The organism is Amycolatopsis dendrobii (genome assembly GCF_014145675.1).
Classification (GTDB): Bacteria; Actinomycetota; Actinomycetes; order Mycobacteriales; family Pseudonocardiaceae; genus Amycolatopsis; species Amycolatopsis dendrobii.
This window is the reverse complement of the sequence record NZ_JACGZW010000005.1, coordinates 617,066-643,920: the sequence shown is the minus strand read 5'-3', so window position 1 is coordinate 643,920 and position 26,855 is coordinate 617,066. Positions and strand designations below refer to the sequence as shown.

The following is a 26,855-nucleotide window of genomic DNA, read 5'->3' as shown; positions in this document are numbered from 1 at the left end:
GATGGACGTGCAGGAGGACACCCGCGCACTGAGCTGTCACGGGATCGTGGCGGAGCCGGGGGCGCTGCGCGCGCTGCGGCACCGGCTGCTGGCTTGGGCGCTGGAGTCCGGCATCCCGGACGATCGCGCGCACGACATCGTGCTGGCCGGGTACGAGGCGCTGGCGAACGTCGCGGATCACGCGTACCCGGGGGAACCGGGGCTGGTGGACCTCGACGCGGTGTGCCGGCCGGACAGCGTCGAGGTCGTGATCGCCGACCACGGCGAGTGGCGTCCGCCGGACGAGGCCGAGGACGACCCGGTTTCGGTGCGCGGACGCGGATTGCTGCTGGTGCAGGCCACGGCGGACCGGGCGGACGTGCGGACCGGCGCGGACGGCACGGTGGTCACGCTGGGCTGGAAGCTCTGACGGGCTGAGGCGCGACAGTCCGGTTTGGAGTGCTGTCGGCGCCGGCGACGCAGCGGCTGGCTGCCGGGAAGTTCGGGTCAGCTCACCGGTTCGGCGGCGCGGCGGCGCAGCAGGTACCGCTGGACCTTCCCGTTCGGATTGCGCGGCAGGTCCGGGATGAACTCCACCCGCCGCGGGTATTTGTACGGCGCGGCAAGGGATTTCGCGAAGTCCTGCAGTTCCTTGACCTTCGCCTCGTCGCCGGGGACGCCCTCGTTGAGGACGACGTAAGCGGCGACGATCGAGCCGCGCGCGTCGTCCGGGGCGGCGACGACCGCGCATTCCAGCACATCCGGGTGGCGCAGCAGCACCTCTTCCACCTCGGGCCCGGCGATGTTGTAACCGGACGAGACGATCATGTCGTCGCTGCGGGCGCGATAGTGGAAGTAGCCGTCGGAGTCGCGGACGTAGGTGTCGCCGGTGAGGTTCCAGCCGTCCTCGACGAAGACGGTCTGCCGGTCGTCGGCGAGGTAGCGGCAGCCGGTCGGGCCTTGGACGGCCAGGCGGCCGGGGGTGCCGTCGGGGACCGGGTGGCCGTCGTCGTCGACGATCTGTGCGCGGTAGCCGGGGACGACGCGTCCGGTCGCGCCCGGGCGGGCGTCCTCGTCGGCGGCGGAGATGAAGACGTGCAGCATTTCGGTGCTGCCGATGCCGTCGATGAGCCAGTGGCCGGTGGCCTCGTGGAAGTCGGTCGCGACGGATGCGGGCAGCGCTTCGCCCGCGGACACCGCGCGGCGCAAGCCGGACAGCAACCGGCGGCGGTCGGACGCCAGGATCGCGCGGTACGCGGTGGGCGCGGTGAACAGGACGGTCACGTGATGCTCGGCCACGAGGTCGGCGAGTTCGGCCGGGGTGGCGCGTTCGATGAGCAGCGTCGCGGCGCCGGCGTGCAGCGGGAAGACCAGCAGGCCGCCGAGGCCGAACGTGAACGCCAGCGGGGGAGTGCCGCAGAACAGATCGGTTTCCTGGGATTTGACCAGGTGCCGGGAGAACGTGTCGGCGATGGCGAGGAGGTCGCGGTGGAAGTGCATGGTCGCCTTGGGGCGGCCGGTGGTGCCGGAGGTGAAGGCGAGGAGAGCGACGTCGTCCGCGGCGGTGTCGACGTCCTCGAAGGTCTCGGGACGGGCAGCGCAGCGGACGGCGAGGTCGTCCGGACTGTCGCCGCCGTAGGGCACGAGGGGGAGGTCGAAAGACTGCAGTTCCTCGGGATACCGGTGGTCGCAGAGTGCGATGACGGGCGTGCTCGCCTCGATGATCTTCGACAGCTCGTGCGCCCGCAGCATCGGCATGGTGGCGACGGCCACCGCGCCCGCCTTCAGCACGCCCAGCCAGCACGCGGCGAGCCACGGGGTGTTCGGCCCGCGAAGCAGCACGCGGTTCCCGGGCACGACGCCCTGCGCGGTGAGCTCGTGGGCGATCTGGTTGGCGCGGGCCAGCAGGTCGCCGTAGGACCAGGATTCGGTCGGCGAGAGCAGCGCGGGACGGTCGGTTCCCCAGCGCGCGATCGTGTCGTCGAGCAGGCGAGTGGCCGCGTTGAGCCGGTCGGGGTAGCGCAGTTCGGGGAGGTCGAACCACAACCGCGGCCACTGCTCGAACGGCGGGAGGTGGTCCCGGCAGAACGTGTCGACATGCGCACTCGGCTGGAGCTGCACCACGTGCCCCCAATTCAGACGACGGCCATTCACGCGTCCAGCTACTGTAATACGTTTTACGACCGTCAGGAAGACGCAACATCGGACGGCGCTCGCGGGGGCACGGAGCGCAGCCGGGGAGGGGTTGCCGGGGCAGCCTGGAGGCTCCGAATACCGCTCCCGCAGTCGCGAAGCGAATCACTCGCTCGTCTGGTCTTGACGAATCGACGCGAACGGAACGGCTCACCACTGAGTAGGCTCGGGCGCTCGGTAGACCCAGCCTCGAGGGAGGGCGATGTCAGGGTCGCAGCTGGTGGTGACCATTGCCCTTGGGCTGCTCACCGTCACCGGAGCCTTTGCCGGTGCGCGGATGGGAGCCCGCGCGAACGACCGGGCCACGAAGCAGCGTGAAGACGCGGCGCGGCGCGAGGAGTGGTGGCGGCGCTTCACTTGGGCCGCGGAACTCGCGCTGGACGACTCGGTCCGGAAGCGAGCGGCCGGTCTCAAGCTGCTGGCGAAGCTGGGGAGATCCGGCCTGGCCACCCACGACGACAACCAGCTGCTTGACGTGTTCCACCACCACGCGCTCGATAGACTGATTCGTGATGTGGAAGGAGGCGAGGAGCTATGAGCCGACTGCACCATGTGACCGAAGAAGAGATCGCGGCGGCCCAGCTGCGCCTCGTCACGGACAGAAATCTCCGCCGGACCTCGCCTGCTGTCGTGACAGCTATAGCGCAGATGGTTGTTGGCGACGTCCTTGAGCTTCCCGGCGCGGACGACCGAACCGCAATACGGGCACCCGAGAGCGCGAGCAGCATTCCCAGTTCCGACAACCCGGCCGTAGCTGCGGAGGCGCAGCGGCTTCTGGATGTCATCTCGTCGGAGACCCACCAGGCAGGTCGCTTGGCGTCGCTGCTTGTGGAGGCACTGCAACCTTCGGAGGAGGCGAGACTGGCGCTGGCCCAGCAAAGGATCCAGTCGGAATCCGGGACTTCAGGCAATGTCGCGCAGAAGATCGCCGATTGGGAGGCGTTGCTTGCCGACATGGTGCGTGTTCTAGGCCCTGACGACCCAAGGACATTGCAGGCTCGCGCGTCGCTGGCAAGAATGCTCCGTGCTCGTGCTGACGAGGTGCGCCCCGCTGGGGGAACGCATCGCGCTGAAGAGATTCCTGGGAATGCAGACCCAAAGGTCAGTTAGTCGCCCCGCGATCACTCGCCGGTTCGCGGCGGCGAGGTTTCCCTCGCAGCGCGCGCACAACGCCGCTCAGGCGTGAGCGTCCAGATATGCCGGGTCCGGCGGAGGAATCGGCACATCCGGCTGCCCCGCCAGCAACTGGTTCATCGCGGCGAAGTACGGCGGCGCGGCGACCGTTCCGCCGAACGCTCCGTGGCCGCAGTCGCCCAGGTGGACGGGGGTGCCGGGGCAGATTTCCTGCGGGTGGGGGCCGTCGGCGAAGACCATGGAGGACACGGCGTAGTGGTCGACTCCGCCGACGAACGCGACGGATTCGCTTTGCTGCGTGGTCCCGGTCTTCCCGATGTCCGGGTGGGTCCAGCCCGCCGACTGGGCCGCGCGGGCGGACGTGCCGATCGTGGTGTCCTGGCTCAAGCCCGCTTCCAGCGTGTTCGCGACGCCGGGCGGGATCACCTGTTCGCAGGCCTGCTGGTGCAGTGCGACCGGCTGGCCGTGGCGGTCGGTGACGGACAGGATCGGGTCGGGCGGGCACCACATCCCGCCGCTCATCAGGGTGGCCGAGACGTTCGCCATCTCCAGCGGGCTCACCGGGCTGTTGCCCAGCGTGAAGGACAGCAGGTTCTGGAAGTACTGCGACTGCGGTTCGTTGTACTGCGGGTTCTTCGACCGCGGGTCGGACGGGTCGGTGATCGGCTTGCTGCCCGCGTCGTTGGTCGCCATGGTGTTGCGCAGGCCCAGTTTCCGCGCCATGTCCAGCACCGCGGGCATGCCCACTTGCGCCTCAAGGCCGACGAACGCGACGTTCGGCGACGTCGCCAGCCCGGCGGCCAGCGAGATCGGGTTCGGGTAGCTCGTGCCGTCGTTGCTCACCGGATAGCAGTGCGTGTACCGGTTCATGTTGGGCGGGTTGAAGCAATCGCTGAACGGGTTCGGCAGCGGCGTGTTCAGGCCGGCCTTCCCGGCGACCATCGCCGCGGCCGAGGTGAAGATCTTGAACGACGAGCCCGCGCCGAACTTGTTGCTCGCGTCGGCCACGATGTTCGTGGACGTCTCGCCCTGGTCGGGATCGGTGCCGTAGTTGCGGTTCGAGACCATCGCGAGCACCTGGTGCCCGTCGCCGCCGGGCTGCACGACCGCGAACGTGTTGGCGACGCCGTCCTGCGTGGTCGGCACGTTCGCGTTCACCGCGTCCTTCGTCACCTGGCTCACGTGCGGGTCCATGGTGGTCTTCACGGTGTATCCGCCGGTGTCGATCTGGTCGGCGGTGAGGCCGGACTGCACCAGGTAGCGCACCGCGTACGCGCAGAAGAACCCGGCGTCGGGAGCCGCGCCGAGGCACGTGCTCGACGGTGCTTGCGGCCGCGGTCCGCTGAGGCCCAGCGGGGTCGCCTTCGCGGTCGCCCCGTAGGACGCCGGGATCGAGCGCGCGGACACCATCGAATCGATCACCAGATTGCGCCGTTGGAGCGCCTTGTCCGGATGCGTGTACGGGTTGTAGATGTTGGGGTTGTTCACCATTCCGGCGAGCAGTGCGGCCTGCGGCACGGTCAGTTTGTCCGCGGTCGTCCCGAAATACGCCTGTGCGGCGGCGCCGACCCCGTACACCGTGCCGGTGTATTCGACCACGTTCAGGTAGTCGGCGAGGATGTCGTCCTTGGACACGGTCTGGCTCAGCTGCACGGCCATCTTCGCCTCGCGCAGCTTGCGCGCCAGCGAATCCTCCTGATCCCGTTGCTGCGCTGCCTTGTCGTTGCGGTCCACGACGTTCACGAGGTAGTTCTTCACGTATTGCTGGGTGAGCGTGGACGCGCCTTGCAGGTTCCCGCCGGAACTGTTGTGCACCGCGGCGCGCAGCATGCCCTGCGGGTCGACGCCGCCCTCGCTGTAGAACCGGCGGTCTTCGATGTCGACGATCGCGGCTTTCATCGCCGGGGAGATCTGCGCCGCGGTGACCGGAATGCGGTACTGCGAGTACAAAGTCGCGATCGTTCCGCCGAACCGGTCGGTCACCGTGGTGACGAGCGGCGGCTCCGCGTGCACCAGATCGGCGGAGATGGCGTCGACCGAATCGCTGACCTGGTTGGACAGCACGCCCGCGCCGATCGCGACCGGGGCGAGCGTGCCCGCGACGAGAATCCCGGCCAGCACGCACAATCCGAGGAACGGGGCTATCCCCCTGCGACGAGACACGGTTCCCAACCTATGCCTGTGCCGGTGAGAAACCGGTGTGCGGACGAGGGTGTTTCATCGAGCCAACCTTCCCAGCAGAGCCGAAGCGACCGCGATCGCCAGCGCGGTCGCACCCACTAAGACGCCGAAGTCGGCCCACAGGTTCTCCGGGGTGCCGATCAATAATCCCCGCAAGGCATCGACTTGATAACTGAGCGGGTTCGCATGGCTCAGCGCCTTGAGCCAGGACGGCATCAGATTCACCGGATAGAGCGCGTTGGACCCGAAAAACAGCGGCATGGTGATCGCCTGGCCGATGCCCATCAGCCGTTCGCGGGAAAGCACCAAACCGGCGATAACGATGGAAAGACAGCAGAAAAAGGCCGAACCGAGCACAACGGCCACCGCGGCGCCCAGCAGCCGCAACGGGTTCGCGGTCAGGCCCACGCCGAGCAGCGCGGCGAGGATCACCACGATGAACGCCTGCACGAGGGCGCGTACCCCGGCTGCGAAAGCCTTGCCCGCCACCAGCGCGGCGCGCGGGGTGGGCGTGACGAGCAGCTTCGCGAGGACGCCCGCGTCGCGCTCCCAGATGATCTGGATGCCGTAGAAGATGGAGATGAACAACGCGGACTGGGCCAGAATGCCGGGCGCGAGATAATCGAGGTAGGGCACCGAACCGGTGGGGATCGCGCGCAGCCGGGTGAACGTTTCGCCGAAGATGAGCAGCCACAGCGCGGGCTGGATCGCCCGGGTGAGCAGTTCGGTCTGGTCCCGGCGGAGTTTCTGCAGTTCCACCAGGCACATCGCGCCGATCCGGGAGAACAGCACGCGCAACTGCCCCAGCGGGCCGGGGTCAGCCGAGACGGCGGGCGGTGCGGCGAGCGGCACGGACATCGCGGATCCCTCCTGCGTCGAGCGCGTTCCCGGTGACGGTCCGGAACACGTCGTCCAATGTGGACTCCGGGCCGAGCCCGGCTTCGAGGTCGGCCGGGGTGCCGAGCGCGCGGATCTTGCCGGTGTGCATCAGCGCGACGCGGTCGCAGTACTGCTCGGCCTCGTCCATGTAATGGGTCGTGACGAGCACGGTCATCCCGGTTTTGGCGCGGATCCCGGAAATCCGCTCCCAGACCGCCGAACGCGCCACCGGGTCGAGGCCGATGGTCGGCTCGTCGAGGATCAGCAGCCGCGGCGAGCTGACCAGCGCCTGCGCCAGTTCCAGCCGGCGGATCATGCCGCCGGAGTAGCGGCCCGCCGGGCGGTCCGCGTCGTTCTCCAGTCCGACCAGTCCCAGCGCCTCGCGCACCTGGGCGGCGCGCTGGGCTCGCGGTACGTCGAAGAGCCGGGCGAACAGCGACACGTTCTCGCGGCCGGTGAGCGCGCCGTCGGCGGAAAGCTGTTGGGGGACATAGCCGATCAGCCTGCGGACGGCCATCCGGCGGCGGGCGACGTCGAGCCCGAAGACGGCGATGCGGTCCGGCGCGACCGGCAGAAGCGTCGTGATCATCCGGATCGTGGTGGTTTTCCCGGCTCCGTTCGGGCCGAGCAGACCGAAGACCTCGCCGGGCTCGATGGCGAGATCCACGCCGTCGACCGCGACGGTGTCGCCGAAGGAGTGCCGCACATTGGTGCAGCGGATCGCCGGTTCGCTCATGCCGTGTCCTCCTTGAGCGCTTCGGTGAGCCGTTCGAGTGCGGGCAACGCGGCGACGATCGCCGAAGTGTCCTCATCGGACAGTTGAGTGAGCGCGGCGGAAACCAGCCCGATGCGGGTGCGCCGCCAGGCCGCCATCCGGTCCCGGGCCGCGTCGGTGAGCTGCAGCCGCGCGGCCCGGCGGTCGGCCGGATCGACCTCGCGCCGCAGCAGGCCCGCCTCGGTGAGCACGTTCACGAGCGTGCTCACCGAATTCCCGGCCAGGCTGAGTTCCCGGGCCGCCGCCGCGACGCCGATGCCCGGGTTCCGGTGCACGACGCGCAGCAGTTCCACCTGCGAACCCGGCAGGTGCGGTCCGGGCAGTTCGGCCCGCACCCGGCGGCGCACGACGCGGCGTACGCCCAGCACTGCGGCGAGAACGCGTTCGGCGAGATCGATCCGGGGTGACGGCATGCTTCGAAGTTAGCTCTAACTCAGAGCTATTAGCAACGCTAAATGTCGCGTTCGCCGGAAGCCTGCTGAGTTATCCCCGGTGGAGAAGCAGTGCGATGCCGAGCGCGATCATGGTCGCGGCGATCACGCCGTCCAGGATCCGCCAGGCCGCGGGGCGCGCGAACACGTCGGACAGCCTTCGCGCGCCGAGCCCGAGCGTGCTGAACCAGACCGCGCTCGCGACTGCCGCGCCGATGCCGAACAGCCAGCGGCTGTCGCCGTGTCCGGCCGCGACGGAGCCGAGGAGGAGAACCGTGTCGAGATAGACGTGCGGGTTGAGCCAGGTCAGCGCGAGGCAGGTGAGGAGGACGCGCTTCGGCGAGGACAGGTCCGCGGGGGAGACGGTCAGCGTGCCCGGCCGGAAAGCGCGGCGCGCGGCGAGGATCCCGTACCCCACAAGGAAGAGCCCGCCGACGATCGCGATCGCCTCGACCGCCGACGGCCATCGCTGCAGCACCGCCCCGATCCCGCTCACCCCGGCGGCGATGAGGACCGCGTCGGACAGCGTGCAGACGAGGATCACCGGCCCGACGAGACCGCCGCGCAATCCTTGGCGGAGCACGAAAGCGTTCTGCGCGCCGATGGCGACGATGAGGGACATGCCGGTGCCGAACCCGGCGCTGAGTGCTGCGATCACCCCGCCGACGGTAGAAGCGGGCGCACGGATTATTCCAGGTAAAGATTCTGAACTAAGATAAGCGTTCGTGATGTCCGATCTTCCGCTCGACCAGGTCCGCACCTTGCTCGCGGTGGTGGACGAGCAGTCGTTCGACCGGGCCGCCGCGGTCCTGCACGTGACGCCGCCCGCGGTGAGCCAGCGGGTGAAGGCGCTTGAGCAGCGGATCGGCCGGGTGCTCGTGCTGCGCTCGAAACCCGTGCGGCTCACCGAATCCGGCGAGGTGCTGGTGCGGTTCGCGCGGCAGCTGACCCGGCTCGAATCCGACACCCGCGCGGAACTGGGCCTCGGCGGGCCCGGCCAGCCGACGACGCTGCCGATCGCGGTCAACGCGGACTCGCTGGCCACCTGGTTCCTGTCCGCGCTCGAGGAGGTCCCCGCCGAACCGCCGGTCTCGTTCGACCTGCGCAGCGACGACCAGGACCACACGGCCGCCCTGCTGCGCGAAGGATTGGTGATGGCCGCGATCACCGCGACGCCGCAGCCGGTGCAGGGCTGCACCGTCAGCCGCCTCGGCACGATGCGGTACCGGGCGGTGGCGTCGGCGGAGTTCGTGCGCCGCTGGCTGGACGGCGGCTCGCCCGCGGAGCGACTGCCCGCCGCGCCGGTGGTGGTGTTCGACCGGAAAGACGATCTGCAGGACCAGTTCCTGCGCCGCCTGACCCGGCGCGAGCAGCCGAGCCGGGTCCGGCACTACATCCCGGCGTCGGTGTCCTTCGTGGACGCGGTGGAAGCCGGACTGGGCTGGGGGATGGTGCCGGAACTGCAGCTGTCCGGGAGAGAACTGGTGGATCTCGTGCCGGACCGGGCGGTGGACGTCGCGTTGTACTGGCAGCAGTGGAAGCTGGACTCGCCGTCGCTGGCCGCGGTGGCGGAGGCGGTGGCGAGGGCGGCCGGGCGCGCGTTGGGCTCGTGAGTGGCGATGCCGGTTAGCACCGGCATCGCCACTCACGAGGCTCAGCCTTGCGCGATCGGCCAAAGATCGTCGTTGAGAAGCCGCTTCACGATCTTCCCGGTCGCGTTCCGCGGAAGCTCCGGCACGAAGTACACATCGCGCGGCACAGCGAACCGCGCGAGCCGCTGGTGGATGTAGTGCCGGACGTCCTCGGCGTGCATGCGGGCGCCGCGGCGGAGCACGACGTACGCGGCCAGCCGCTGGCCGAACTCGTCGTCCGGGACGCCGACCACGGCCGCGTCCGACACGCCCGGCAGTGCGGCCAAGGCTTCCTCGACCGGGCGCGGGAACACGTTCTCGCCGCCGGAGACGATCATCTCGTCGGCCCGGCCGGTGACGAACAGGCGTCCGGACGCGTCCTGGTAGCCGACGTCGCCGGTGGCCATCAGGTCGTGGGCGCGGGGGACGCTGGAACCGTTGGTGTAGCCGTCGAACAGCATGTCGTTGCCGACGAAGATCTGGCCTTCGTCGCCGGGCGGGACCGGGCGGCGCTCGTCGTCCAGGATCGCGACCTGGGTGCCGGGCGGGCAGCGGCCCGCGGACGTCGGCGCGGCGCGCAGGTCGGCCGGGTCGGCGATGCTCGCCCAGGACACCTCGGTGGAGCCGTAGAAGTTGTAGAGGACGTCGCCGAAGGTGTCCATGAACGACGTCACGAACGCGCCCGGCATCGCCGACCCGCTGCTCGCCACGATCCGCAGCGACGACAGGTCGTACCGGTTGCGCACGCGTTCGGGCAGGTCGAGGATCCGCTGCAGCATGATCGGGACCGCGAACAGCGCGTCGCAGCGGTGCTCGGCGATCGTGCGCAGCGTCTGCTCCGCGTCGAACCGGCGGATCAGCGACAGTTCCGCGCGCAGCGCCATGCCGAGCTGCATCGCGGCCAGCCCCCAGCTGTGGAACAGCGGGGCGGCCACCGCGATCTTGTCCCTGGCCCGCAACGGGATTCGCGACAAAACGGTCGCCGACGTGCTCACGCCCTTCGGCGTCGGACGGCGCGCGCCCTTCGGGGCCCCGGTGGTGCCCGACGTCAGCACGACGATCCGGCCCTCGCGTTCGCTCGGCTTCGGCCGGGTCGTCGGGGCGTCCTGGAGCAGTTCGTCGAGCGTGCGGTAGCCCTGTTCGGCGTCGTCCCAGGTGCTCACGCGCGGGAATTCGCCGGGCACCGACGCGATGATCGGCGCGAACTCGTCGTCGGCCAGCACCGCGGCGGGCGGGTGCTGCGTGAGCACCTCCTCGACGGCGGCGGGGGAGAGCCCGGTGTTGAGCAGGACGACGTCGGCGCCGAGCTTGCTGCAGCCGACGAACGCCTCGATCATCGCTGCGTGGTTGCGGCACATCAGCGCGACCCGCGAACCGGCCTCCACGTCGAGCGCGGCCAGCGCGTTGGCCAGCTGGTTGCTGCGCTCGTCGATCTCGCCGAACGTGCGTGTGTTGCGCTCGTCGTGGACCGCGACGTCGTCGGCCCCGCGCGCGGTCGCGGCGAGGTATCCGCCGGCCAGGGTCGCGCCCCAGCGGGCGAACGAGCTGAGCTGCTTGACCATCCTGTCCGGCCGTCCCGCGGCCAGCACTCCCGCGCGGACCAGCGTGTTCGCCGTGCGCAGGGCGGTGGCGGGCTCCTGCTCCGGCGGGTCGCCCGGAAGCCCGGACAGCTGCTGCCCGATCCGCTTCGCCAGCTGCTTGAGCAGGCCTTTCACCGTGCCGCGGGCGAGGAGGTCGGTGTGCTCCTGGGGCAGCGAGGGGAGCATCATCCGCAGCACGATCTCGGTGCCGCCGCGCGGGACCGGCCGCAGCTCGACCGACACCCAGGTCCGCTCGTCCGGCAGCCCGCACCAGACGACGTGCTCGCCAGGGCGGTACACCGCCGCGTGAATCGTGCCCTCGACCATGGTGTGCCGGTCCGGGGCCAGCCGGATCAGGCAGTGCGGCCCTCGGCCGCGCACCGCGGGCACGGTCACCTCGCACCAGCTGATCGCCGGGACGAACCTCGGGTACAGCTCGGGACTGCCGACGATCTGCCACACCTGTTCGGGCGAGTGCCCGACCACCGCACTCGCCTCGACTACATCGTCTCGCATCGCGATCCGCCTCGCCGCCGCACGCGTGTGGGCTCCCCGGTCCTTCCCGGACGCGTGTGTTCAGGTTGCGGGGACGCTACCAGCCGAAGCGCGCCCGGGGTACTCCGAACGGAGGGCAATCCAACTGGATGGGAATTTTCTTTCCAGGCCTTCCCCGCCGGTGACGGACGCGACCCGGCGGGTCCCGGCGTCCCGGACATAATGGGCCGGGTGGAGCAACTGGTCGAGGAATACGGACCCAGCTGGGACCCGGGCCCGTACGAACGGGGCACCGACGGACCGCGCGTGATCCTGGTCGGCGCGGACACTTCGCCGACCGGGCTGCGGGCGACGGCCTACGGCGGCGGCCTCGCCCGGAGGCAGCGCGCGCGGCTGGTCGTGGTGTACGTGGCAGCGCCGACGGTGTGGACCGGCCTCGCCGCGGCCGCGGTCGTCGACGTGCAGCAGCAGACCTTCGAGGAAGAGATCGAGCAACTGCGCGCGGAACTGCGCGACCGGGCGGCCGACTTGCAGGTGCCGGTCACGTTCGTGGTCCGGCGCGGCGAGACGTTCCCCGAACTGCGGCAGGCCGCGCAGGAGGTCAACGCGGACATGGTCGTGGTCGGCGCCTCCGAACAGGGCGGGCACCGGCTCGTCGGCTCGGTCGGCAACCGGCTGGTGCGCGCCGCGACCTGGCCGGTCGTCGTGGTGCCGTAGGGCCTCGTGAGCGGCAACGCCGGTTAACCGGCAGCAGCACTCACGAGGCTCGGCAGGGGTGGAGGCGCAGTGGAGTTCGTCGAGGTCGTCGCGCGCTTGCGGGGCGCGGGGTGTGTCTTCGCTGAGGACGAGGCCCGCCTTCTGCTGGGCCAATCGGGCGACGTGGCCGGGATGGTCGAGCGGAGGGTCGCCGGGGAACCGCTGGAGTACATCCTCGGCTGGGCGGAGTTCGCCGGCCGCCGGTTCGCCGTCGCGCCGGGCGTCTTCGTGCCCCGGCACCGCACGGAGTTGCTCGTGCGGCTGGCCATCGGGTTCGCGCACGAGCAGTCAGTGGTGCTCGATCTGTGCTGCGGATCCGGGGCGCTGGGCGCAGCGGTCGCGGCCGAGGCGCCCGGAATCGAACTGCACGCGGCGGACGTCGAACCCGCCGCGGTGGACTGCGCGCGGCAGAACGTGCCTGGTGAGGTCTACGAAGGCGACCTCTACGCCCCGCTTCCGCAGCGGCTGCGCGGCCGGGTCGACGTCCTGATCGCGAACGTCCCGTACGTCCCGACTGACGACGTCGCGCTCATGCCGCCCGAGGCGCGCGATCACGAACCCCGCGTCGCGCTCGACGGGGGAGCCGACGGTCTCGACGTGCTCCGTCGCGTCGTCGCCGAGGCGCCGTCGTGGCTCGCGCCCGGCGGGCACGTGCTTTTCGAGGCCAGCGAACGCCAAGCGGCCGCGGCGACGGCCGAACTGCGCCGGGCAGGGCTGGTCGCGGCGGTGGAAGAAGATGACGAACTCGGCGCGACAGTCGTGGTAGGACGGCGCGAACACTGAGCGGCGAACCGGATTCGCCCGCTTTCCGTACTGCGTGCGTCCGGTGGGGACGTCTAGGGTCAACGCATGAAGGTCGGCCTGCTCACCCGGGAGTACCCGCCGGACGTGTACGGGGGAGCGGGGGTGCACGTCGAGTTCCTGGCACGGGAACTGCGGTCGCTGGTCGACCTGGACGTGCACTGCTGGGGCCCCGATCGCCCGGACGGCGCGCACGGGCACCGCGACGCGCACGGGTACGCCCAGCCCGCGTTCGCCACCATGGACATCGCGGTCTCGATGGCCGACGCGCTTGCCGGGCACGATCTCGCGCACAGCCATACCTGGTACGCGAACCTCGGCGGCCATCTCGCGAAGCTCGCGCACGGCATCCCGCACGTGATCACCGCGCATTCGCTCGAACCGCTGCGGCCGTGGAAGGCCGAGCAACTCGGCGGCGGCTACCGCGTGTCGTCGTGGATCGAGCGCGATGCGTACGAGGCGGCGGACGCGATCATCGCGGTCAGCTCCGGCATGCGGCGCGACGTCCTTGCCGCGTACCCGAACGTCGACCCGGCGCGGGTGCATGTGGTGCGCAACGGCATCGACACCGAGCTGTACCAACCCGATCCGGGCACCGACGTGCTGGAGAAACACGGCATCGACCCGAACCGGCCGTACGCGTTGTTCGTCGGGCGGATCACGCGGCAGAAAGGCGTGCCGCATCTCGTGCGCGCCGGGGCTGCTCTGGACGAGGACGTGCAGCTGATCCTGTGCGCGGGCGGTGCGGACACGCCGGAGCTGGACGCCGAGTTCCGCGGGCTTGTCGCGGAACTGCAGAAGAAACGGTCCGGGGTGCACTGGATCCCGGAAATGCTGCCGCGCACGGAGGTCGTCCAGTTGCTGACACACGCGCTGGTGTTCGTGTGCCCGTCGGTGTACGAGCCGCTCGGCATCGTGAACCTGGAAGCGATGGCGTGCGGCACCGCGGTGGTGGCCAGCGACGTCGGCGGCATCCCGGAGGTGGTCGCGGACGGCGAGACCGGCGTGCTGGTGCATTACGACGAGAACGAGCCCGGCGCTTTCGAGGCCGGGCTCGCGCGCGGGATCAACGACCTGGCCGCGGACCGCGACCGCGCCACCCGGCTGGGCCTCGCCGGACGGGACCGCGCGGTGGGAGAGTTCGGCTGGGCAGCGATCGCCGCCGCGACGGTCGGGGTTTACGAGGCGTGCGGGAGGGTTTCGTGATCGACGGATCCGATGTGCTGGGGATCGTCCTCGCCGGCGGCGAGGGCAAACGGCTGATGCCGCTGACCACCGACCGCGCGAAACCCGCGGTCCCGTTCGGCGGCGTGCACCGGCTGATCGACTTCGTGCTCTCCAACCTGGTGCACGGCGGGATCCGCCGGATTTGCGTGCTGACGCAGTACAAATCGCATTCGCTGGACCGGCATATCTCGACGACCTGGCGGCTGTCGTCGCTGACCGGCGAGTACGTCACGCCGGTGCCCGCCCAGCAGCGGCTGGGCCCGCGCTGGTTCCAGGGCAGCGCGGACGCGATCCACCAGAGCCTCAACCTCGTGCACGACGAATCGCCCGCGTACATCGCGGTGTTCGGCGCGGACAACATCTACCGGATGGACCCGCGCCAGATGATCGACGCGCACATCGCGTCCGGCGCGGGCGTGACGGTCGCCGGAATCCGCGTGCCGCGCGCGGAAGCCCGTTCGTTCGGCGTGATCAGCACCGAGGACGGCACCAAGATCGACGCGTTCCTGGAAAAGCCCGAGGATCCGCCGGGCCTGCCGGATTCGCCGGACGAATCGTATGTGTCGATGGGCAATTACGTCTTCACGACGCAGGTGATGCTCGACGCGCTGCACGCGGACGCCAAGAACCCGGCGTCCAAACACGACATGGGCCGCGACATCATCCCGGCGCTGGTGGAGAAATCCGAGGCGGCGGTCTACGACTTCAACGGCAATGTGGTGCCCGGGGAAACGGGCCGGGACCATGGCTACTGGCGCGACGTCGGAACGATCGACAGCTATTACGACGCGCACACGGACCTGATCTCGACGCAGCCGATTTTCAACCTGTACAACCGGAAATGGCCGATCCTGGCCCACCCCGGCCAGCGCGCGGCGGCGAAGTTCGTGGAAGGCGGCACCGCGACCCAGTCGATCGTCAGCAACGGCTGCATCATCTCCGGCGCGCAGGTGGTGGATTCGGTGCTGTCACCGGATGTTTTCGTGGAGAACGGCGCTGTCGTGCAGGGCTCGGTGCTGCTGGACGGCGCCAGGGTCGGGCGCGGCGCGGTGGTGCGGCGCGCGATCCTGGACAAGAACGTCGTGGTTCCGCCCGGCGCGCACATCGGGGTCGATCTGGCTCGGGATCGCGGCCACTACCACGTGAGCGACTTCGGGATTGTGGTGCTGGGCAAGGGGGAAACGGCCATCTAGCCCGCCGCGGCCTTGCGCGCATTTCAGCGGAGAGCGGCGACCGCACGCGCGACGACGTCGGCCGGGCTGGGCTGCTCGCTCATCTCCGCCCGGACCTCCGCGGCCGCGATCCGGAACGCCTCGTCCTCGAGCAACTGCGAAACCAGCTTCGCGACCGTGGGAACATCCACCGCGGCCGGATCGTGGCTCAATCCCACGCCCCGATCGACGACGCGCTCAGCCGACATCGGATTGTCCGCGAAACTGGGCAGAACCAATTGCGGCAGCCCGTAAAACAACGGCGCGGCAGTAGTCCCGGACCCGCCGTGGTGAACAATCGCCGAACACCCCGGCAGGAACACCGACAACGGCAGATACCCCACCGACCGGACATTTCCCGGGAGCTCGCCCAGTTCGCTCAAATCGGCAGTGCCCGCCGCGAGAATGACCTCGACGTCCATTCCGCCGAGCGCGTCCAGCACGACCTTCAGACTGCTGACCCCGGTCATCGCCGGGACTACGGTGCCCAGCGTGACAGCCACCCGAGTCCGGTCCGGCCTCCGCAGCGCCCATTCCGGCAGCACCGCCCCGCCGTTGTACGGCACGAACTGCATCGGCCACCAAGGCACGCCGTCGCGTTCGTCGACGTGCTCCTCGTCCGCGCGCAGCCCGCCCATGCTCGGCGCGCGCGGGTCGATCCGGGCGATGACGTTCGGCGGCGCGTCGCCGAGGCCGAGCTTCTCGCGCATCAGGGCGACGAGTTCGCCGCTCAGGAAGTCGTCGTGCTCGGTGCGCCACGACAGGTCCCTTGCCGACCAGGAGATCCGGTTGCCGACCTCGAGCGCGGGCACGCCGAGCGCGACCGCGGCGAGTGCGCCCGCCGCGTGGTCGGACGGGTAGACGACCAGGTCCGCGCCGAACGCCCGGCCGGTTTCGACGGTGCCCGCGGTCATGGCGGCGGTGAAGAGCCCGAACGGACCCCGATGCTGCCGCGCGACGCGGTATTCCTCGGGTTCGTCCGGGTCCGGGGCGGAACCGTCCTTGACGGTCGCCAGCAGGTCGGTCCAGATGTCGCGGCCGGGGAAGACGTCGGCGACCGGAAGGCCGGCGCGCGCGGACACCTCGGCGATCTCGGCGGTGGTGGCCAGCAGGACCTCGTGGCCCGCGGCACGGGCGGCCCAGACGACCGGGATCAGCGGGAGGGTGAGCCCGTAGCCGGGCGCGGACGCGAACAGGATCTTCACGCGTCCGAGACTGCCAGAACCGTGACGCTCCCCGCATCCCGGTTTCTCTTTCCGCACACCGGTAACGCGCGGGCCGGTCGCGGCGACACATCCGCAGATCATCTCTCCCGGAAAGGCCCGGTCCCCATGCGAAGAGCCCGTATCGCGGCATTGCTCACCCTGGTCGGCTTCGGCATCGCGATGTCCCCCGCGGTCGCCGCGGACGCCGGTCAGACCAGCACCTGGTGCACCAAGAAGGAGCAGGTCGCGATCCTCGGCACGTCGGCCGACACCGGCTACGGGACCACGGGCTACCAGTCCGCTACGGACACGTACGCGCCGACCACGTACGGCTGGACCACGAAAATCGCCAACGATCTCCACGCCGAGTGGAACACCACCACGAAGAACTACGCGCACAACGGCGCGATGGCCACCGACTATTTCCCCGGCGGCCGCTGGCCCGACACGACCGGCGCGCTCGCCGACCTCACGCAGCGCCAGCCCGACCTGGTGCTCGTCGACCTCGGCGGCAACGAGCTGATCGCGCAGGTGGACCCGGCGGTGTTCAAGGCGAACCTCGGGAAGCTCATCGACAACATCCGCGCCGCGCGGCCCGGGGTAGACATCCTGCTCTCGATCTACGCCGAGCTGAAGTGGACGCCCAACCCGTGGGGCGGGCAGACGCAGAAGTACTTCTGGTCGCAGTACGCGACGTCGATCTACCAGACGGCGGTCGCCAAGGGGACGGCGCTCGTCGATCTGCGGCAGTACATCCCGCCCGCGGGCTCGGCGAATCTGCCGAACCCGAGTCCTTGGCTGGCGGACAACGTGCACCTGAACGACGCGGGCAACCTCGCCGAGTACGGGATGTGGTGGGGCTGGACGTCGAGCCTGGGAAGCATTTGCTGACCGGTTCAGCGCGCGGGATCGCGTTCCCGGCCGCAATGCGGTGGCGGAACCGGCAGCGCGACCGATCATCGCTGCTGCTCACGGCGTTTTCGCAGGTCAATGCGGGTGGCGTAACCTCGGCGTAATCAAAATCCCGGTAGCGTCGCCGACGTGGTGACTACGCAGCGGAGGGCGGAACGGGCCCGGCAGGTGGCCGACGGCCTGCGGCAGCGGATCGTCGCGGGCGAGGTCGGCGACCTGCTGCCGGGCGAGCGGGCGCTGGGCGAATGGTTCGGTGCGTCGCGGAACGTCGTGCGGGAAGCGCTCGGCTTGCTGCGGGACGAAGGGCTCGTCGAACGCAGGCAGGGCGTCGGGACGCTGGTCGTGCGCCCGAAATACGGGCACGGGCTCGACCGGCTGACCGGGCTGGCGGAGGCGCTCGAAGGACACGGCGAGGTCGTGAACGAGGTGCGCACCGCCGAGACGGTCGCCGCGCCGCCGTCGGTGGCCGAACGCCTCGGCCTGACGGCGGGGGAGGAGGTCGTGCACCTCGAGCGCGTCCGGCGGCTGGGCGGGGCGCCGTTGTCGCTCGACTCGACCTATCTGGTCGCGGATCTGGGGATTCCGTTGCTGGGGAAGGATCTGGCGCACCGGGACCTGTTCGCGTTGCTGGAGGAGACGAACGGCATCCGGCTGGGACGGGCGGAGGTCGAGGTGCACGCCGTGTCCGCCGGGCCGGACACGGCCGCGCTGCTGGACGTCGCGCCCGGGACCGCGGTCTTCGCGCTGGACCGGTTGACCCGGCTGCCGGACGGGCGCCCGGTCGACGCGGAGTGGCTGCACATCCGCGCGGACCGGCTCACGCTGCGTGCGACCTTGCAGCGCGGGGCGGCATGAACGCGCACGACGCCCCGGCAGGAGTAAATCGATGGGCGCGCCGCGGTTTCCGGTGGCGGACTGAGCGCGGGCAGGCTCTCCGTGCGGGTGACCTCGCAGCGGAACGCCGCCGAGAGAACGACTTCTGGCGGTGGCACAGGTGATCGCCGCGCTGATCATCACCGGACTGCTCGCCGGGATCGGCATCACCGCCGTCGGACCGGGCGGCGTGCTCGCGACGGTCGGGCTGTTCGTCTTCACCTCGCTCACCCCGGCGCAGGTAGCAGGCACGGCAATCGTCACACACGTAGCCACCGGCATCCTCGGCAGTGCCGCATTCGTCCATTCCGGACAGTTGCGGGAACCCGAGACCCGGCGCGTAGCGGGAGTTCTCGCCGCGGCCGCCGTAGTCGGGACTCCGCTGGGCGTGCTGCTGAACTCGTGGGTGTCCACCAAGGCGTTCGGGATCGTGCTCGGCGGGTTCGCGCTGGTCGTGGCGGTGTTCGTCGGGTTGAAGGGGCGCGAGCGGGCGGTCGGGCTGCCGGTCGCGGGGGCGATCGGGGCGGGCGTCGCCGTGGTGGCGGGCCTGGTCGGGGTCGGCGGCCCGATGCTGGCGGTGCCGTTGCTGGTCGTCGCCGGGATGCCGGTGCTCGGGGCGCTCGCCGCGGCGCAAGCGCAGTCGGTGGTGATCGCCGGCGTCGGGACGCTCGGGTATGTCCTGCACGGAACGGTCGACTGGCGGTTGGCGGCGATCGTCGGGATCCCGGAGCTGGCGGGAGTCTTGATCGGCTGGCGGATCGCGCACGCGTTGCCGACCAAGACGCTCAAAGCCGCTCTCATCGCGGTGCTGGTCGGGATCGCGCCGTATCTCGCGTTGCACGGCTGAAGCCGGGTGGCGGCCACCCGGCTTCAGCCAGTGCGTCATCGGTCGAAGCGAAGCTCCATGACCGCACCCGAGACCGGTTTCCCGGCGCGGACCGCGGTCAGGTCCGCAGTGGACAGTGCCCGCCGGAAGAGGCGGCTGTCGTCAAGCGCGCCGGACAGGTGCTGGGCGCCGTCCAGCCGTTCGCCCAGCCACAGCTGGAACGAGACGGTCTGGGTGACCGAACCGGGCGAGTCCGGACCGGACGCGGCTACCGCGCCGTCGACCAGGATGCGGAGCTGGCCGCCCGATCGCTCAAGTGCCACGTGGTGCCACTTCTGATCGTCGTACGCCGATTGCGTGGTGACCGACTTGCTTCCGGCCGCGGTGGTCGTCATCGCGATCAGGCGATGCGACGCGGGTTCGGCGCGGAGCCACAGCTGCGGCGCGGTGGAGCCCATTCCGCCCAGCCACAGGAGCGGCTGCGGGTCTTTCGAAGCGCCGTACTTGACCCAGGTCGAGAAGGTGAAATCGGCTGAGCCGACCAGTTGCGCCGGCGAGTACGGGACGCGGACGAAGCCGTTCTTCAGCTCGACCGCCTTGCCGAACTTGCCGGGAACCAGACCGGCGTCGCCGAGGATGCGAGCGGGCTGTCCGCTTGCGACGTCCGGAGTGGACACTCCCGGCGAACGCTTCCAGCCGAGGTAGTTCTCGTCGAAGCGGGCGAACCGGATCTCGTCGCGGGCGTCCACCGCGCCGCCCTCGTACATCAGGCCGATCTTCGCGTTCCGGTCCTGCGGGCCGCTGAGCTGGACCAGGTCGGAGTAGCCCGACCAGTCCGTCGTGACCCGCGTGCCCTGGTCGGCGTTCTCCCAGGTGCGACCGTCGTCATAGGACGAACGGATGGTCATCCAGCGCCGCCGGTCGGTGTCGGCGGGGGAGGCGAACAGGATCCGCTTGCCGCCGGGACGGTCCAGGCGCAGCAGCGAACCTTGCACCATGGGCGTCACGAGGTCGGGGATCGTGGTGAAGCGCTGGGAGAAAGTCTCGCCGCCGTCCCGGCTCAACGCGTAGTCGCGGTTGCCGATGTCGGTGCCGCTTTGTTCGCGGCCCCCGGCGTAAATCGTGCCGTCCGGCAGTTCCACCACGCTGACTTCCGACGGCTTCTGCGTGAAGGTGCCGCCCACCGGATGCAGGTAGTTGTCGACAGCGCCGACGTGCCAGGAGGAACCGCCGTCGTCGCTGTAGACGAGCCCGGCGTAGTTCTCGACGGAATTGGTGCCGTCACTGCGTTCGGCGTTCACGCCGAAGACGAGACGGCCCGCGTGCCTGCCGTGCTGGAGCTGGATGCCGTGCACCGGACCCGAGGCGTACCAGGAATCCCACGCGGGCAGCTTCGCCTGCGCGCTGATGTCGACCGGCGTCGACCAGGTGCGGCCGTCGTCGGTGCTGTACTGCGAGTGCGGCGTGCGCGGGCACGGCACGGAGCAGCCCTTGTCGTCGGTGCGGCCCTTGTTGTACGTGGTGATCAGGACGATCCGGCCGCTCTTGGCGTCCACGATGGGCACCGGGTTGCCGTGGGTGTCCCCGCCGCCGCGGTTGACCACCCGCAGCGGCGACCAGGTGGTGCCGCCGTCGGTGGACCGCTTCAGCACCAGGTCGATGTCGCCGGTGTCGCCGCAGTTGTCCTTGCGGCCCTCGGCGAAGGCCAGCAGCGTGCCGTGCGTGCTGCGGACGATCGCCGGGATGCGGAAGCACGCGTACCCGGTTTCCTGATGCGGGTCGAAGAGCGCTTTCTGATCGAATTGCGGCGCGGCCTGAGCCGAACCGGCGGGGGCGAGGAAAGCCAGCAGCACGAGCGCCAGCACCACGCGAAGGGCGGTTCTCATCTGGTCTCCGTTCCGAACTGTCCGGAAAGGACGGCCACGCCGTGCGCGGCCAGTTCCACTTCGGACGATGGCTGGGCGGGATCGGTGAGCAAATCGGTACCGGGTGAAGGCAGGGAAACCGTGACGGCTTCAGCGTTGTGGTTGAGCAGGAACAGATAATCGGCGGAACCGTGCCGCACAATCGCCTGGACACCGTCCGGCAACCCGGTCAGCACCGGCGAAACTCCGGCCTCGGCGGTGATCCGGTCGAAGAGCGTGCGCATGACGTCCGCGTCCGGCCGGGTGCCGAGGTACCACGCGACCCCCGAGCCGAACTCGTGCCGCGTGACCGCGGGACGCCCGGCCAGCGGGCCTTCGGCGAAGGTGGCGACGACGTCCGCGCCCTCGGCTTCGATCCATTCGGACCAGATCGTGGCGCCGGCGGTCGCACCGTCGAGGTCGAGCGTCGTGGAACCGCCTTCGGGCAGCGGCCAGAATTCGTCGACCCGCAGGCCGAGAATGTCTCGCAGGGGCGCGGGATAGCCGCCGGTGTACACCCGGTCGTTCTCGTCGGCGATGCCGGAGAAGAACGACACCGCCAGATGCCCGCCACCCTCCACATAGGAGCGGAGATTGGCCGCGACCGCACTGTCCATCAGGTACAGATTGGGCACCACGACGAGCCGGTAGCCGGACAGGTCGCGGGACGGGTGCAGGACGTCGCAGGTGACGTTCGCGTCGAAGAGCGGCGCGTAGTGCGCGAGGTGCGCGTCGAGCTGGCTGAGGTCGTCCGACGGATGCGAGTTCAGCTCCAGCGCCCACCAGCTGTTCCAGTCGTGCAGGATCGCGACGTCGGCCTTCACCCGGCTGTCCGCCAGCTGCGGCAGCGACGCCAGTTCCTGGCCGAGGTCGCGGACCTCGCGGAACGTCCGGGTGTCCGGACCGCCGTGCGGCACCATCGCGGAGTGGAACTTCTCGGCCCCGCCCGGGGTTTGCCGCCACTGGAAGAACAACACCGCGTCCGCGCCGCGGGCGACCGCCTGCCAGCTGCCCAGCCGCATCGTTCCCGGCGGCTTGGGGCTGTTGCGGGTGCGCCAGTTCACCGCGCTCGGTGCCTGCTCCAGCAGCAGCCACGGCTGACCGTCCTTGACAGACCGGACCAGATCGTAGGCGAAGGCCGCTTCCAGGTGCCCGCGCGGATCGTACGGGTCGGGGTAGGAGTCGAGGCTCACGATGTCCTCGTGCGGCACCCATTTGTTCCAGTCGAGCGATTTCTGGACGAGGCCGACGAAGTTCGTGGTCACCGGGACGTCCGGCGTGACCCGGGCCAGCACCTCGCGCTCGTTGAGGTAGCAGCCGAGCGAAGCGTCGGAGGAGAACCGGTGGTAGTCCAGCCGGTGCGCCGGGTTCGGGAACGTCGGCGCGACGCGCGGCGGCTGGATCTCGTCGAACTCGGAGTACCGCTGCGACCAGAAAGTCGTGCTCCAGGCTTCGTTCAACGCCTCGATGGTGCCGTAGCGTTCGGCGAGCCAGCACCGGAAGTCTTCGGCGGACGTATCGCAATAGCAGGCGCGGATATGGCAGCCGAATTCATTGCCGATATGCCACATTTCCAGCGCCGGATGCCCGGCGTACCGGGTGGCGACCTGTTCGACCAGCCGGGCGGCGTGCTCGCGGAACACCGGGCTGGACGGGCAGAACTGCTGCCGCGCCCCGGCGGACAGCCGGGTGCCGTCCGCGCGCACCGGAAGGATTTCCGGATGCCGGTGCGAAAGCCACGGCGGCGGCGAGGCCGTCATGGTGGCCAGGCAAGCCCGGACGCCGCCGGCGGCGAGGTTGTCCAGCACCGTGTCGAACCAGCCGAAATCGAATTCGCCCGGCCGGGGTTCCACCTGCGCCCAGGAGAAAATGCCGACCGTCACCATCGAAACCGAGGCCTCGGCCATCAATTTCAGATCTTCCGCCCACACGTCGGGCGACCAATGCTCGGGGTTGTAGTCCCCGCCGTAGTACAGCCGATCCATCAGAGGAGACCCGCTTCCGCTAGCTTTCCCTTGATCTGCAGCAGTTCGTCGTCGTTGAGGGGGAGTTGCGGCGGCGCCATCACCGCGTTGTCGATAAATCCGCGCATCTTCATCGACGCCTTGAACGCGCCGAGCGCGGCCGAGCCGCGGCCCATCCGGTTCGGCGGCGCCACGTCGGTGATGCTGAACAGTGTCAGCAGCCGTTCCTGCTCGCGCCGCGCGGCCTGTGGGTTGCCGCCGCGGAAGTGGTCGTAGATCAGCACATAGCCGACCGGGTCGACGTTTCCGAGCCCGGGCACCGCGCCGTCCGCGCCCTGCGCGAGCGCGGCGTCCACGAGCAGTTCGGAACCGGTGAACACGGCGAAGTGCTCCAGCCCGCGTTCGCGCCGCTGCTGCAGCACCATCCGGAACCCGGCCTCGTCGCCGCTGGAATCCTTGAGCCCGGCCAGAACGCCGTCCGCGGCCAGGTTCAGCACCAGGTCGCGGTCGAGCTTGGTGTGCACGGCCATCGGGATGTCGTAGGCGAAGATCGGCAGCGACGTCCGCTCGTACAGGAGCCGGAAGTGCCGGTCGATCTCCGCGACGTGCGTGCGCGTGTAGTACGGCGCGGTCACCACGATGGCGTCCGCGCCGGCCGCTTCGGCGGTCTTCACGTGCTCCGCGACGCGCAGGGTCGTCATGTCGATACAGCCGGCGAGCACCGGGACCCGCCCGGCGACCTGGTCGACCGCGGTTTCGACGGTGATCCGGCGCTGGTCGTCGGGAAGGAAGGCGACCTCGCTGGACGAGCCGAGCACGAAGATCCCGTGCACGCCGGCGTCGAGCTGGAATTCGATGTGCCGCCGCAGCGACGCGGTGTCCACGGTGAAGTCGTCGTGGAACGGCGTGCACAGCGGCGGGATGATGCCGGCGAACTTGGGCGCAGTCATGAGGCAGTCACTCCGATTTCTGGGTGGATGCAGCGGTAGGTGTGCTCGTCCGGCCCGGACTGCGGTGGCAAGGCCAGGGAGCATTCGTCGGTGGCTTTCGGGCAACGGGTGTGGAACGGGCAGCCCGGCGGCGGCGCGGTCGCCGAGGGCACGGGTCCGCTGAGGACGATCGGTTCCACCGGGTGCAGCAGGCTCGGCGTCGCCGAGAACAGCGCCCGCGTGTAGGGGTGGTGCGCGCGGTGCGGCAGGTCGACGGCCGGGGCCTGTTCGACGATCCGGCCGAGGTACATCGTCACGATGCGGTCGCTCATCCGGCGCACGGTCTGGATGTCGTGCGACACGAACACCATCGCCAGTTCGAGCTGTTCACGCAGTTCCAGCAACAGGTTCAGGATCTGCGCGCGCACCGAAACGTCCAAAGCGGACGTCGGCTCGTCGGCCACCAGCAACGCCGGCCGCAGGGCGAGCGCGCGGGCGATCGCTACGCGCTGCCGCTGTCCGCCGGACAGTTGCGAGGGCAGCGCGTCGGCTACGCTGGACGGCAGCCCGACGAGGTTCATCAGCTCCCGGACCCGTTCGGCGCGTTCCTCGGCGGTGCCGATCTGGTGCACGTCCAGTGGATCGCGCAGGATCTTCGAAACGGGCAGCCGCCGGTTCAGCGCGGTCGACGGGTCCTGGAAGATCATGCCGACCGTGCGGCCCAGTTCGGCCGGGCGCAACGCGGTCAGTGGCTGGCCCGCGTACCGCACTGTGCCGGAGGTGGGCTTCTGAAGCCCGACCAGCACTTTGGCCAAAGTGGACTTTCCGCAGCCGGATTCCCCGACCACGCCCACGGTTTCGCCCTTCGCGATGGCCAATGTGGCGTCAGTGAGCGCGTACACCTTGTCGTGCCCGAACAGGCTCGAACCGCGGATCTTGTGCACCACGTGCACGCTGTCGACCTCGACGAGGCTCATGCCTGAGCTCCTTCCGCCATCGCCGCGACTGGGTTCTCAGCGGGGTAGTGGCAGGCCACGAGATGCCCGTTGCCCTCCGGCTCCGGCGCGACTTCGAAGCAGTGCCCGCGCGCGGAGGGGCAGCGGCTCGCGAACCGGCAGCCGGGCGGGAAGTCGGCCGGCGCGGGCACGACGCCCTTGATCTGGGTGAGCGTCGCTTCGTTCTCCTCCAGCGACAGCACCGCGCTGAGCAGGCCGCGCGTGTAGTGGTGCTGCGGCGCGCCGACGACGGCCGCGGTCGCGCCGGTCTCGGCGACCTGCCCGCCGTACATCACGACAACCCGGTCGGCGATGTCGGACACCAGCGCGAGGTCGTGAGATACCAGCACCAGCGCGAAGCCCAGTTCCTCTTGCAGCCGCAGCAGAAGCGCCATGATCTGCGCCTGCACGGTCACGTCGAGCGCCGTCGTCGGCTCGTCGGCCACGATCAGCTTCGGGCCGCGGGACAGCGCCATCGCGATCAGGACCCGCTGCCGCTGCCCGCCGGAAAGCTCGTGCGGATACGCCCGCAGCGTCCGGCCCGGATCGAGGTTGACCAGTTCCAGCAGCTCTTCCGGCGTGCGCGTGCCGCCGCGCCGGGTGAACTGCTTGAGCTGCGCGCGGATCGTCATCGCCGGGTTCAGCGAGCTGAGCGCGTCCTGGTACACCATCGCCAGGTCGTGCCCGAGGTGCCGGCGGCGGACGCTCGGCTTCATGGTGAGCAGGTCGTCGCCCGCGAACCGGATCGCGCCGCTGAGCCGCGCGGCATCCGGCTGCAGGCCCATGATCGACAGCGCGGTCAGCGATTTCCCGCAGCCCGATTCGCCGATCAGCCCCAGCACCTCGCCGGAGCGGACCGAAAAGGACACGCCGTCGACCACGTTCACGCCGTTGTGCCGGTCCGGGAACGAGATCGCGAGATTCTCCACTGCCAGCACGGTTTCCCGGCCGGACAGATCCCTCGCCTTCGCCGCCAGCCGTTGCCCGGCTTCACGCAGACCGCGCAGCGGCAGCACCGGAGCGGTGGTCTCCGGGGCCAGCTCGATCTGCTGTGCCGCCTCGGCCGCCTTCGCGGTGCGAGCCGACGGCGCGGCCCAAGCGTCGGAGATTCCCTCGGAGAGAATGTTCAACGCCAGCACCGTGGCCAGGATCAGCAGACCGGGGAACAGCGTCGCCCACCAGCCGCCGGTCAGCACGAGGTCCTTGCCGTCCGACAGCACCGAACCCCACGACGGATCGGGCGGCTGGATGCCCGCGCCGATGAACGAAAGCGACGCCTCGAACACGATCGCGTCCGCCACCGTCACCGTGCAGTACACGAGGATCGGCGCGGCGCAGTTGACCGCGACGTGCCGGGCGAGGATGAACAGCCGTTTCGCGCCGATCACCCGCTCGGCCGCGACGTAGTCCTCGCCGTACTGCGCGAGCACGTTCGCCCGCACCACCCGCGCCACCGGAGCCATGTTGAGGAAGCCGATGGCGAGGATCAGCACGAGGATGCCGCGGCCGAACACCGCCACCAGCACCGCGGCGAGCGCGATGCCGGGGAAGGCCATCAGGACGTCGAGGACCCGCATGACCAGCCCGTCGACCCGGCGGCCGGACGTCGCCGCGAACGATCCGACGATGATGCCCGCGACCAGCGCGAGCAGCGTCGCGCCGAGGCCGATCGCGAGCGACCAGCGGGTGCCCGCGACCAGCCGGGAGAAGATGTCGCGGCCGGACTGGTCGGTGCCGAACCAGTGCGCCGCGCTGGGCCCGCCGGCGTCGGTGCTGAGCAGGTCCGGGTTGTGGGTGGCCACGACGGTGCCGAGGATCGCGACGAGCCCGAGCACGATCAGCACGCCCAGCGCGATCCACGAGGACAGGGGAAGCCGCCGGAACCGGACGCCGGGCCGCGACAGCCGGGCGGTCAGGTTCGGGCGGAGGACCGGGCGCATCACGAGCGGCTCCGCAGACGGGGGTCGGCGACGA

Annotated in this window: 24 protein-coding genes; 11 read left to right on the top strand and 13 right to left on the bottom strand. The window is 70.0% G+C overall.

Annotated elements, in window-relative coordinates; translation table 11 throughout:
* Position 1 precedes the first annotated feature (1 nt).
* Entirely contained in the window at positions 2-409 is a 408-nt protein-coding gene (locus tag H4281_RS18015; protein WP_182892073.1) for an ATP-binding protein, read from the top strand.
* Positions 410-486: 77 nt separating this feature from the next.
* On the opposite strand, the gene H4281_RS18010 is transcribed toward H4281_RS18015, so the two are convergent.
* The gene (locus H4281_RS18010) at positions 487-2,100 is read right to left on the bottom strand and encodes an AMP-binding protein (RefSeq protein ID WP_182892134.1); all 1,614 of its coding nucleotides are present in this window, start codon (positions 2,098-2,100) and stop codon (positions 487-489) included.
* A 274-nt stretch (positions 2,101-2,374) separates the two neighbouring features.
* On the opposite strand from H4281_RS18010, the gene H4281_RS18005 reads away from it, so the two are divergent.
* Together H4281_RS18005 and H4281_RS18000 are read left to right on the top strand one after the other, a co-directional pair.
* On the top strand, positions 2,375-2,710 hold the full coding sequence (locus H4281_RS18005) for a hypothetical protein (RefSeq protein ID WP_182892072.1): 336 nt from the start codon (positions 2,375-2,377) through the stop codon (positions 2,708-2,710).
* Positions 2,707-3,282 carry a hypothetical protein gene (locus H4281_RS18000; RefSeq protein WP_182892071.1) on the top strand — a complete coding sequence of 192 codons (576 nt, stop codon included), beginning with the start codon at positions 2,707-2,709 and terminating at the stop codon, positions 3,280-3,282. Before H4281_RS18005 ends, H4281_RS18000 begins: the two co-directional genes overlap by 4 nt.
* 66 nt (positions 3,283-3,348) lie before the next feature.
* On the opposite strand, the gene H4281_RS17995 is transcribed toward H4281_RS18000, so the two are convergent.
* The 5 genes from H4281_RS17995 to H4281_RS17975 form a co-directional block, all read right to left on the bottom strand.
* Positions 3,349-5,478, bottom strand: a complete 2,130-nt coding sequence (locus tag H4281_RS17995) for a transglycosylase domain-containing protein (RefSeq protein ID WP_182892070.1) — start codon at positions 5,476-5,478, stop codon at positions 3,349-3,351.
* A gap of 45 nt (positions 5,479-5,523) precedes the next feature.
* Complete coding sequence (locus tag H4281_RS17990; RefSeq protein WP_182892069.1) at positions 5,524-6,345, bottom strand: ABC transporter permease; 822 nt, start codon at positions 6,343-6,345, stop codon at positions 5,524-5,526.
* Positions 6,305-7,102 carry an ABC transporter ATP-binding protein gene (locus H4281_RS17985; RefSeq protein ID WP_182892068.1) on the bottom strand — a complete coding sequence of 266 codons (798 nt, stop codon included), beginning with the start codon at positions 7,100-7,102 and terminating at the stop codon, positions 6,305-6,307. The genes H4281_RS17990 and H4281_RS17985 overlap by 41 nt, the downstream gene beginning before the upstream one ends.
* Positions 7,099-7,554: a MarR family winged helix-turn-helix transcriptional regulator gene (locus H4281_RS17980; RefSeq protein WP_182892067.1), complete on the bottom strand. Its 456-nt coding sequence runs from the start codon at positions 7,552-7,554 to the stop codon at positions 7,099-7,101. Before H4281_RS17980 ends, H4281_RS17985 begins: the two co-directional genes overlap by 4 nt.
* Before the next feature lie 70 nt (positions 7,555-7,624).
* Complete coding sequence (locus tag H4281_RS17975) at positions 7,625-8,194, bottom strand: LysE/ArgO family amino acid transporter (RefSeq protein WP_220507435.1); 570 nt, start codon at positions 8,192-8,194, stop codon at positions 7,625-7,627.
* Between the two features lie 106 nt (positions 8,195-8,300).
* Here H4281_RS17975 and H4281_RS17970 point away from each other — a divergent pair, with 106 nt between their 5' ends.
* Entirely contained in the window at positions 8,301-9,185 is an 885-nt protein-coding gene (locus tag H4281_RS17970; protein WP_182892065.1) for a LysR family transcriptional regulator ArgP, read from the top strand.
* 41 nt (positions 9,186-9,226) lie between these two features.
* Here the strand turns inward: H4281_RS17970 and H4281_RS17965 are convergent, their stop codons facing one another.
* Positions 9,227-11,299 carry an AMP-binding protein gene (locus H4281_RS17965; protein ID WP_182892064.1) on the bottom strand — a complete coding sequence of 691 codons (2,073 nt, stop codon included), beginning with the start codon at positions 11,297-11,299 and terminating at the stop codon, positions 9,227-9,229.
* Between the two features lie 210 nt (positions 11,300-11,509).
* Between H4281_RS17965 and H4281_RS17960 the strand changes: the two genes are divergently transcribed.
* The 4 genes from H4281_RS17960 (at position 11,510) to glgC (ending at position 15,255) form a co-directional block, all read left to right on the top strand.
* Positions 11,510-11,995 (top strand): universal stress protein, encoded by a 486-nt coding sequence (locus H4281_RS17960; protein ID WP_199841133.1) that lies wholly within the window; start codon positions 11,510-11,512, stop codon positions 11,993-11,995.
* A gap of 69 nt (positions 11,996-12,064) precedes the next feature.
* Positions 12,065-12,817: a putative protein N(5)-glutamine methyltransferase gene (locus tag H4281_RS17955; protein ID WP_182892063.1), complete on the top strand. Its 753-nt coding sequence runs from the start codon at positions 12,065-12,067 to the stop codon at positions 12,815-12,817.
* Positions 12,818-12,883: 66 nt separating this feature from the next.
* Complete coding sequence (glgA, locus tag H4281_RS17950) at positions 12,884-14,041, top strand: glycogen synthase (RefSeq protein WP_182892062.1); 1,158 nt, start codon at positions 12,884-12,886, stop codon at positions 14,039-14,041.
* The gene (glgC, locus tag H4281_RS17945; protein WP_167545609.1) at positions 14,038-15,255 is read left to right on the top strand and encodes a glucose-1-phosphate adenylyltransferase; all 1,218 of its coding nucleotides are present in this window, start codon (positions 14,038-14,040) and stop codon (positions 15,253-15,255) included. Before glgA ends, glgC begins: the two co-directional genes overlap by 4 nt.
* A gap of 23 nt (positions 15,256-15,278) precedes the next feature.
* On the opposite strand, the gene H4281_RS17940 is transcribed toward glgC, so the two are convergent.
* Positions 15,279-16,478 carry a glycosyltransferase gene (locus tag H4281_RS17940; RefSeq protein WP_182892061.1) on the bottom strand — a complete coding sequence of 400 codons (1,200 nt, stop codon included), beginning with the start codon at positions 16,476-16,478 and terminating at the stop codon, positions 15,279-15,281.
* Between the two features lie 126 nt (positions 16,479-16,604).
* On the opposite strand from H4281_RS17940, the gene H4281_RS17935 reads away from it, so the two are divergent.
* The 3 genes from H4281_RS17935 to H4281_RS17925 all read left to right on the top strand — a co-directional run bounded on the left by H4281_RS17935 (position 16,605) and on the right by H4281_RS17925 (position 19,110).
* Positions 16,605-17,369, top strand: a complete 765-nt coding sequence (locus tag H4281_RS17935; protein ID WP_182892060.1) for an SGNH/GDSL hydrolase family protein — start codon at positions 16,605-16,607, stop codon at positions 17,367-17,369.
* 150 nt (positions 17,370-17,519) lie between these two features.
* Positions 17,520-18,245, top strand: coding sequence for a GntR family transcriptional regulator (locus tag H4281_RS17930; RefSeq protein WP_182892059.1), 726 nt, complete (start codon positions 17,520-17,522; stop codon positions 18,243-18,245).
* Between the two features lie 130 nt (positions 18,246-18,375).
* The gene (locus H4281_RS17925; protein WP_182892058.1) at positions 18,376-19,110 is read left to right on the top strand and encodes a sulfite exporter TauE/SafE family protein; all 735 of its coding nucleotides are present in this window, start codon (positions 18,376-18,378) and stop codon (positions 19,108-19,110) included.
* 35 nt (positions 19,111-19,145) lie between these two features.
* Here H4281_RS17925 and H4281_RS17920 read toward each other — a convergent pair whose 3' ends face one another.
* The 5 genes from H4281_RS17920 to H4281_RS17900 are packed head-to-tail and all read right to left on the bottom strand — an operon-like array spanning position 19,146 to position 26,821.
* The gene (locus H4281_RS17920; RefSeq protein WP_182892057.1) at positions 19,146-20,975 is read right to left on the bottom strand and encodes a sialidase family protein; all 1,830 of its coding nucleotides are present in this window, start codon (positions 20,973-20,975) and stop codon (positions 19,146-19,148) included.
* Positions 20,972-22,978, bottom strand: a complete 2,007-nt coding sequence (locus H4281_RS17915; protein ID WP_182892056.1) for a beta-galactosidase — start codon at positions 22,976-22,978, stop codon at positions 20,972-20,974. Before H4281_RS17915 ends, H4281_RS17920 begins: the two co-directional genes overlap by 4 nt.
* On the bottom strand, positions 22,978-23,907 hold the full coding sequence (locus tag H4281_RS17910) for a dihydrodipicolinate synthase family protein (RefSeq protein ID WP_182892055.1): 930 nt from the start codon (positions 23,905-23,907) through the stop codon (positions 22,978-22,980). The genes H4281_RS17915 and H4281_RS17910 overlap by 1 nt, the downstream gene beginning before the upstream one ends.
* Positions 23,904-24,863, bottom strand: a complete 960-nt coding sequence (locus tag H4281_RS17905) for an oligopeptide/dipeptide ABC transporter ATP-binding protein (RefSeq protein ID WP_182892054.1) — start codon at positions 24,861-24,863, stop codon at positions 23,904-23,906. Before H4281_RS17905 ends, H4281_RS17910 begins: the two co-directional genes overlap by 4 nt.
* Positions 24,860-26,821: a dipeptide/oligopeptide/nickel ABC transporter permease/ATP-binding protein gene (locus tag H4281_RS17900; RefSeq protein ID WP_182892133.1), complete on the bottom strand. Its 1,962-nt coding sequence runs from the start codon at positions 26,819-26,821 to the stop codon at positions 24,860-24,862. Before H4281_RS17900 ends, H4281_RS17905 begins: the two co-directional genes overlap by 4 nt.
* Positions 26,822-26,855: the final 34 nt, after the last annotated feature.

Excerpts from the sequence above, each read along its gene's own strand:
- H4281_RS17990 (WP_182892069.1), bottom strand. The coding sequence starts at position 6,345 with ATGTCCGTGCCGCTCGCCGCACCGCCCGCCGTCTCGGCTGACCCCGGC.
- H4281_RS17910 (WP_182892055.1), bottom strand. The coding sequence starts at position 23,907 with ATGACTGCGCCCAAGTTCGCCGGCATCATCCCGCCGCTGTGCACGCCG.
- H4281_RS17915 (WP_182892056.1), bottom strand. The coding sequence starts at position 22,978 with ATGGATCGGCTGTACTACGGCGGGGACTACAACCCCGAGCATTGGTCG.
- H4281_RS17900 (WP_182892133.1), bottom strand. The coding sequence starts at position 26,821 with ATGCGCCCGGTCCTCCGCCCGAACCTGACCGCCCGGCTGTCGCGGCCC.
- H4281_RS17975 (WP_220507435.1), bottom strand. The coding sequence starts at position 8,194 with ATGTCCCTCATCGTCGCCATCGGCGCGCAGAACGCTTTCGTGCTCCGC.
- H4281_RS18005 (WP_182892072.1), top strand. The coding sequence starts at position 2,375 with ATGTCAGGGTCGCAGCTGGTGGTGACCATTGCCCTTGGGCTGCTCACC.
- H4281_RS17970 (WP_182892065.1), top strand. The coding sequence starts at position 8,301 with ATGTCCGATCTTCCGCTCGACCAGGTCCGCACCTTGCTCGCGGTGGTG.
- H4281_RS17980 (WP_182892067.1), bottom strand. The coding sequence starts at position 7,554 with ATGCCGTCACCCCGGATCGATCTCGCCGAACGCGTTCTCGCCGCAGTG.
- H4281_RS18000 (WP_182892071.1), top strand. The coding sequence starts at position 2,707 with ATGAGCCGACTGCACCATGTGACCGAAGAAGAGATCGCGGCGGCCCAG.
- H4281_RS17905 (WP_182892054.1), bottom strand. The coding sequence starts at position 24,863 with ATGAGCCTCGTCGAGGTCGACAGCGTGCACGTGGTGCACAAGATCCGC.
- H4281_RS17935 (WP_182892060.1), top strand. The coding sequence starts at position 16,605 with ATGCGAAGAGCCCGTATCGCGGCATTGCTCACCCTGGTCGGCTTCGGC.
- H4281_RS17965 (WP_182892064.1), bottom strand. The coding sequence starts at position 11,299 with ATGCGAGACGATGTAGTCGAGGCGAGTGCGGTGGTCGGGCACTCGCCC.
- H4281_RS18015 (WP_182892073.1), top strand. The coding sequence starts at position 2 with ATGGACGTGCAGGAGGACACCCGCGCACTGAGCTGTCACGGGATCGTG.
- H4281_RS17985 (WP_182892068.1), bottom strand. The coding sequence starts at position 7,102 with ATGAGCGAACCGGCGATCCGCTGCACCAATGTGCGGCACTCCTTCGGC.
- H4281_RS17920 (WP_182892057.1), bottom strand. The coding sequence starts at position 20,975 with ATGAGAACCGCCCTTCGCGTGGTGCTGGCGCTCGTGCTGCTGGCTTTC.
- glgA (WP_182892062.1), top strand. The coding sequence starts at position 12,884 with ATGAAGGTCGGCCTGCTCACCCGGGAGTACCCGCCGGACGTGTACGGG.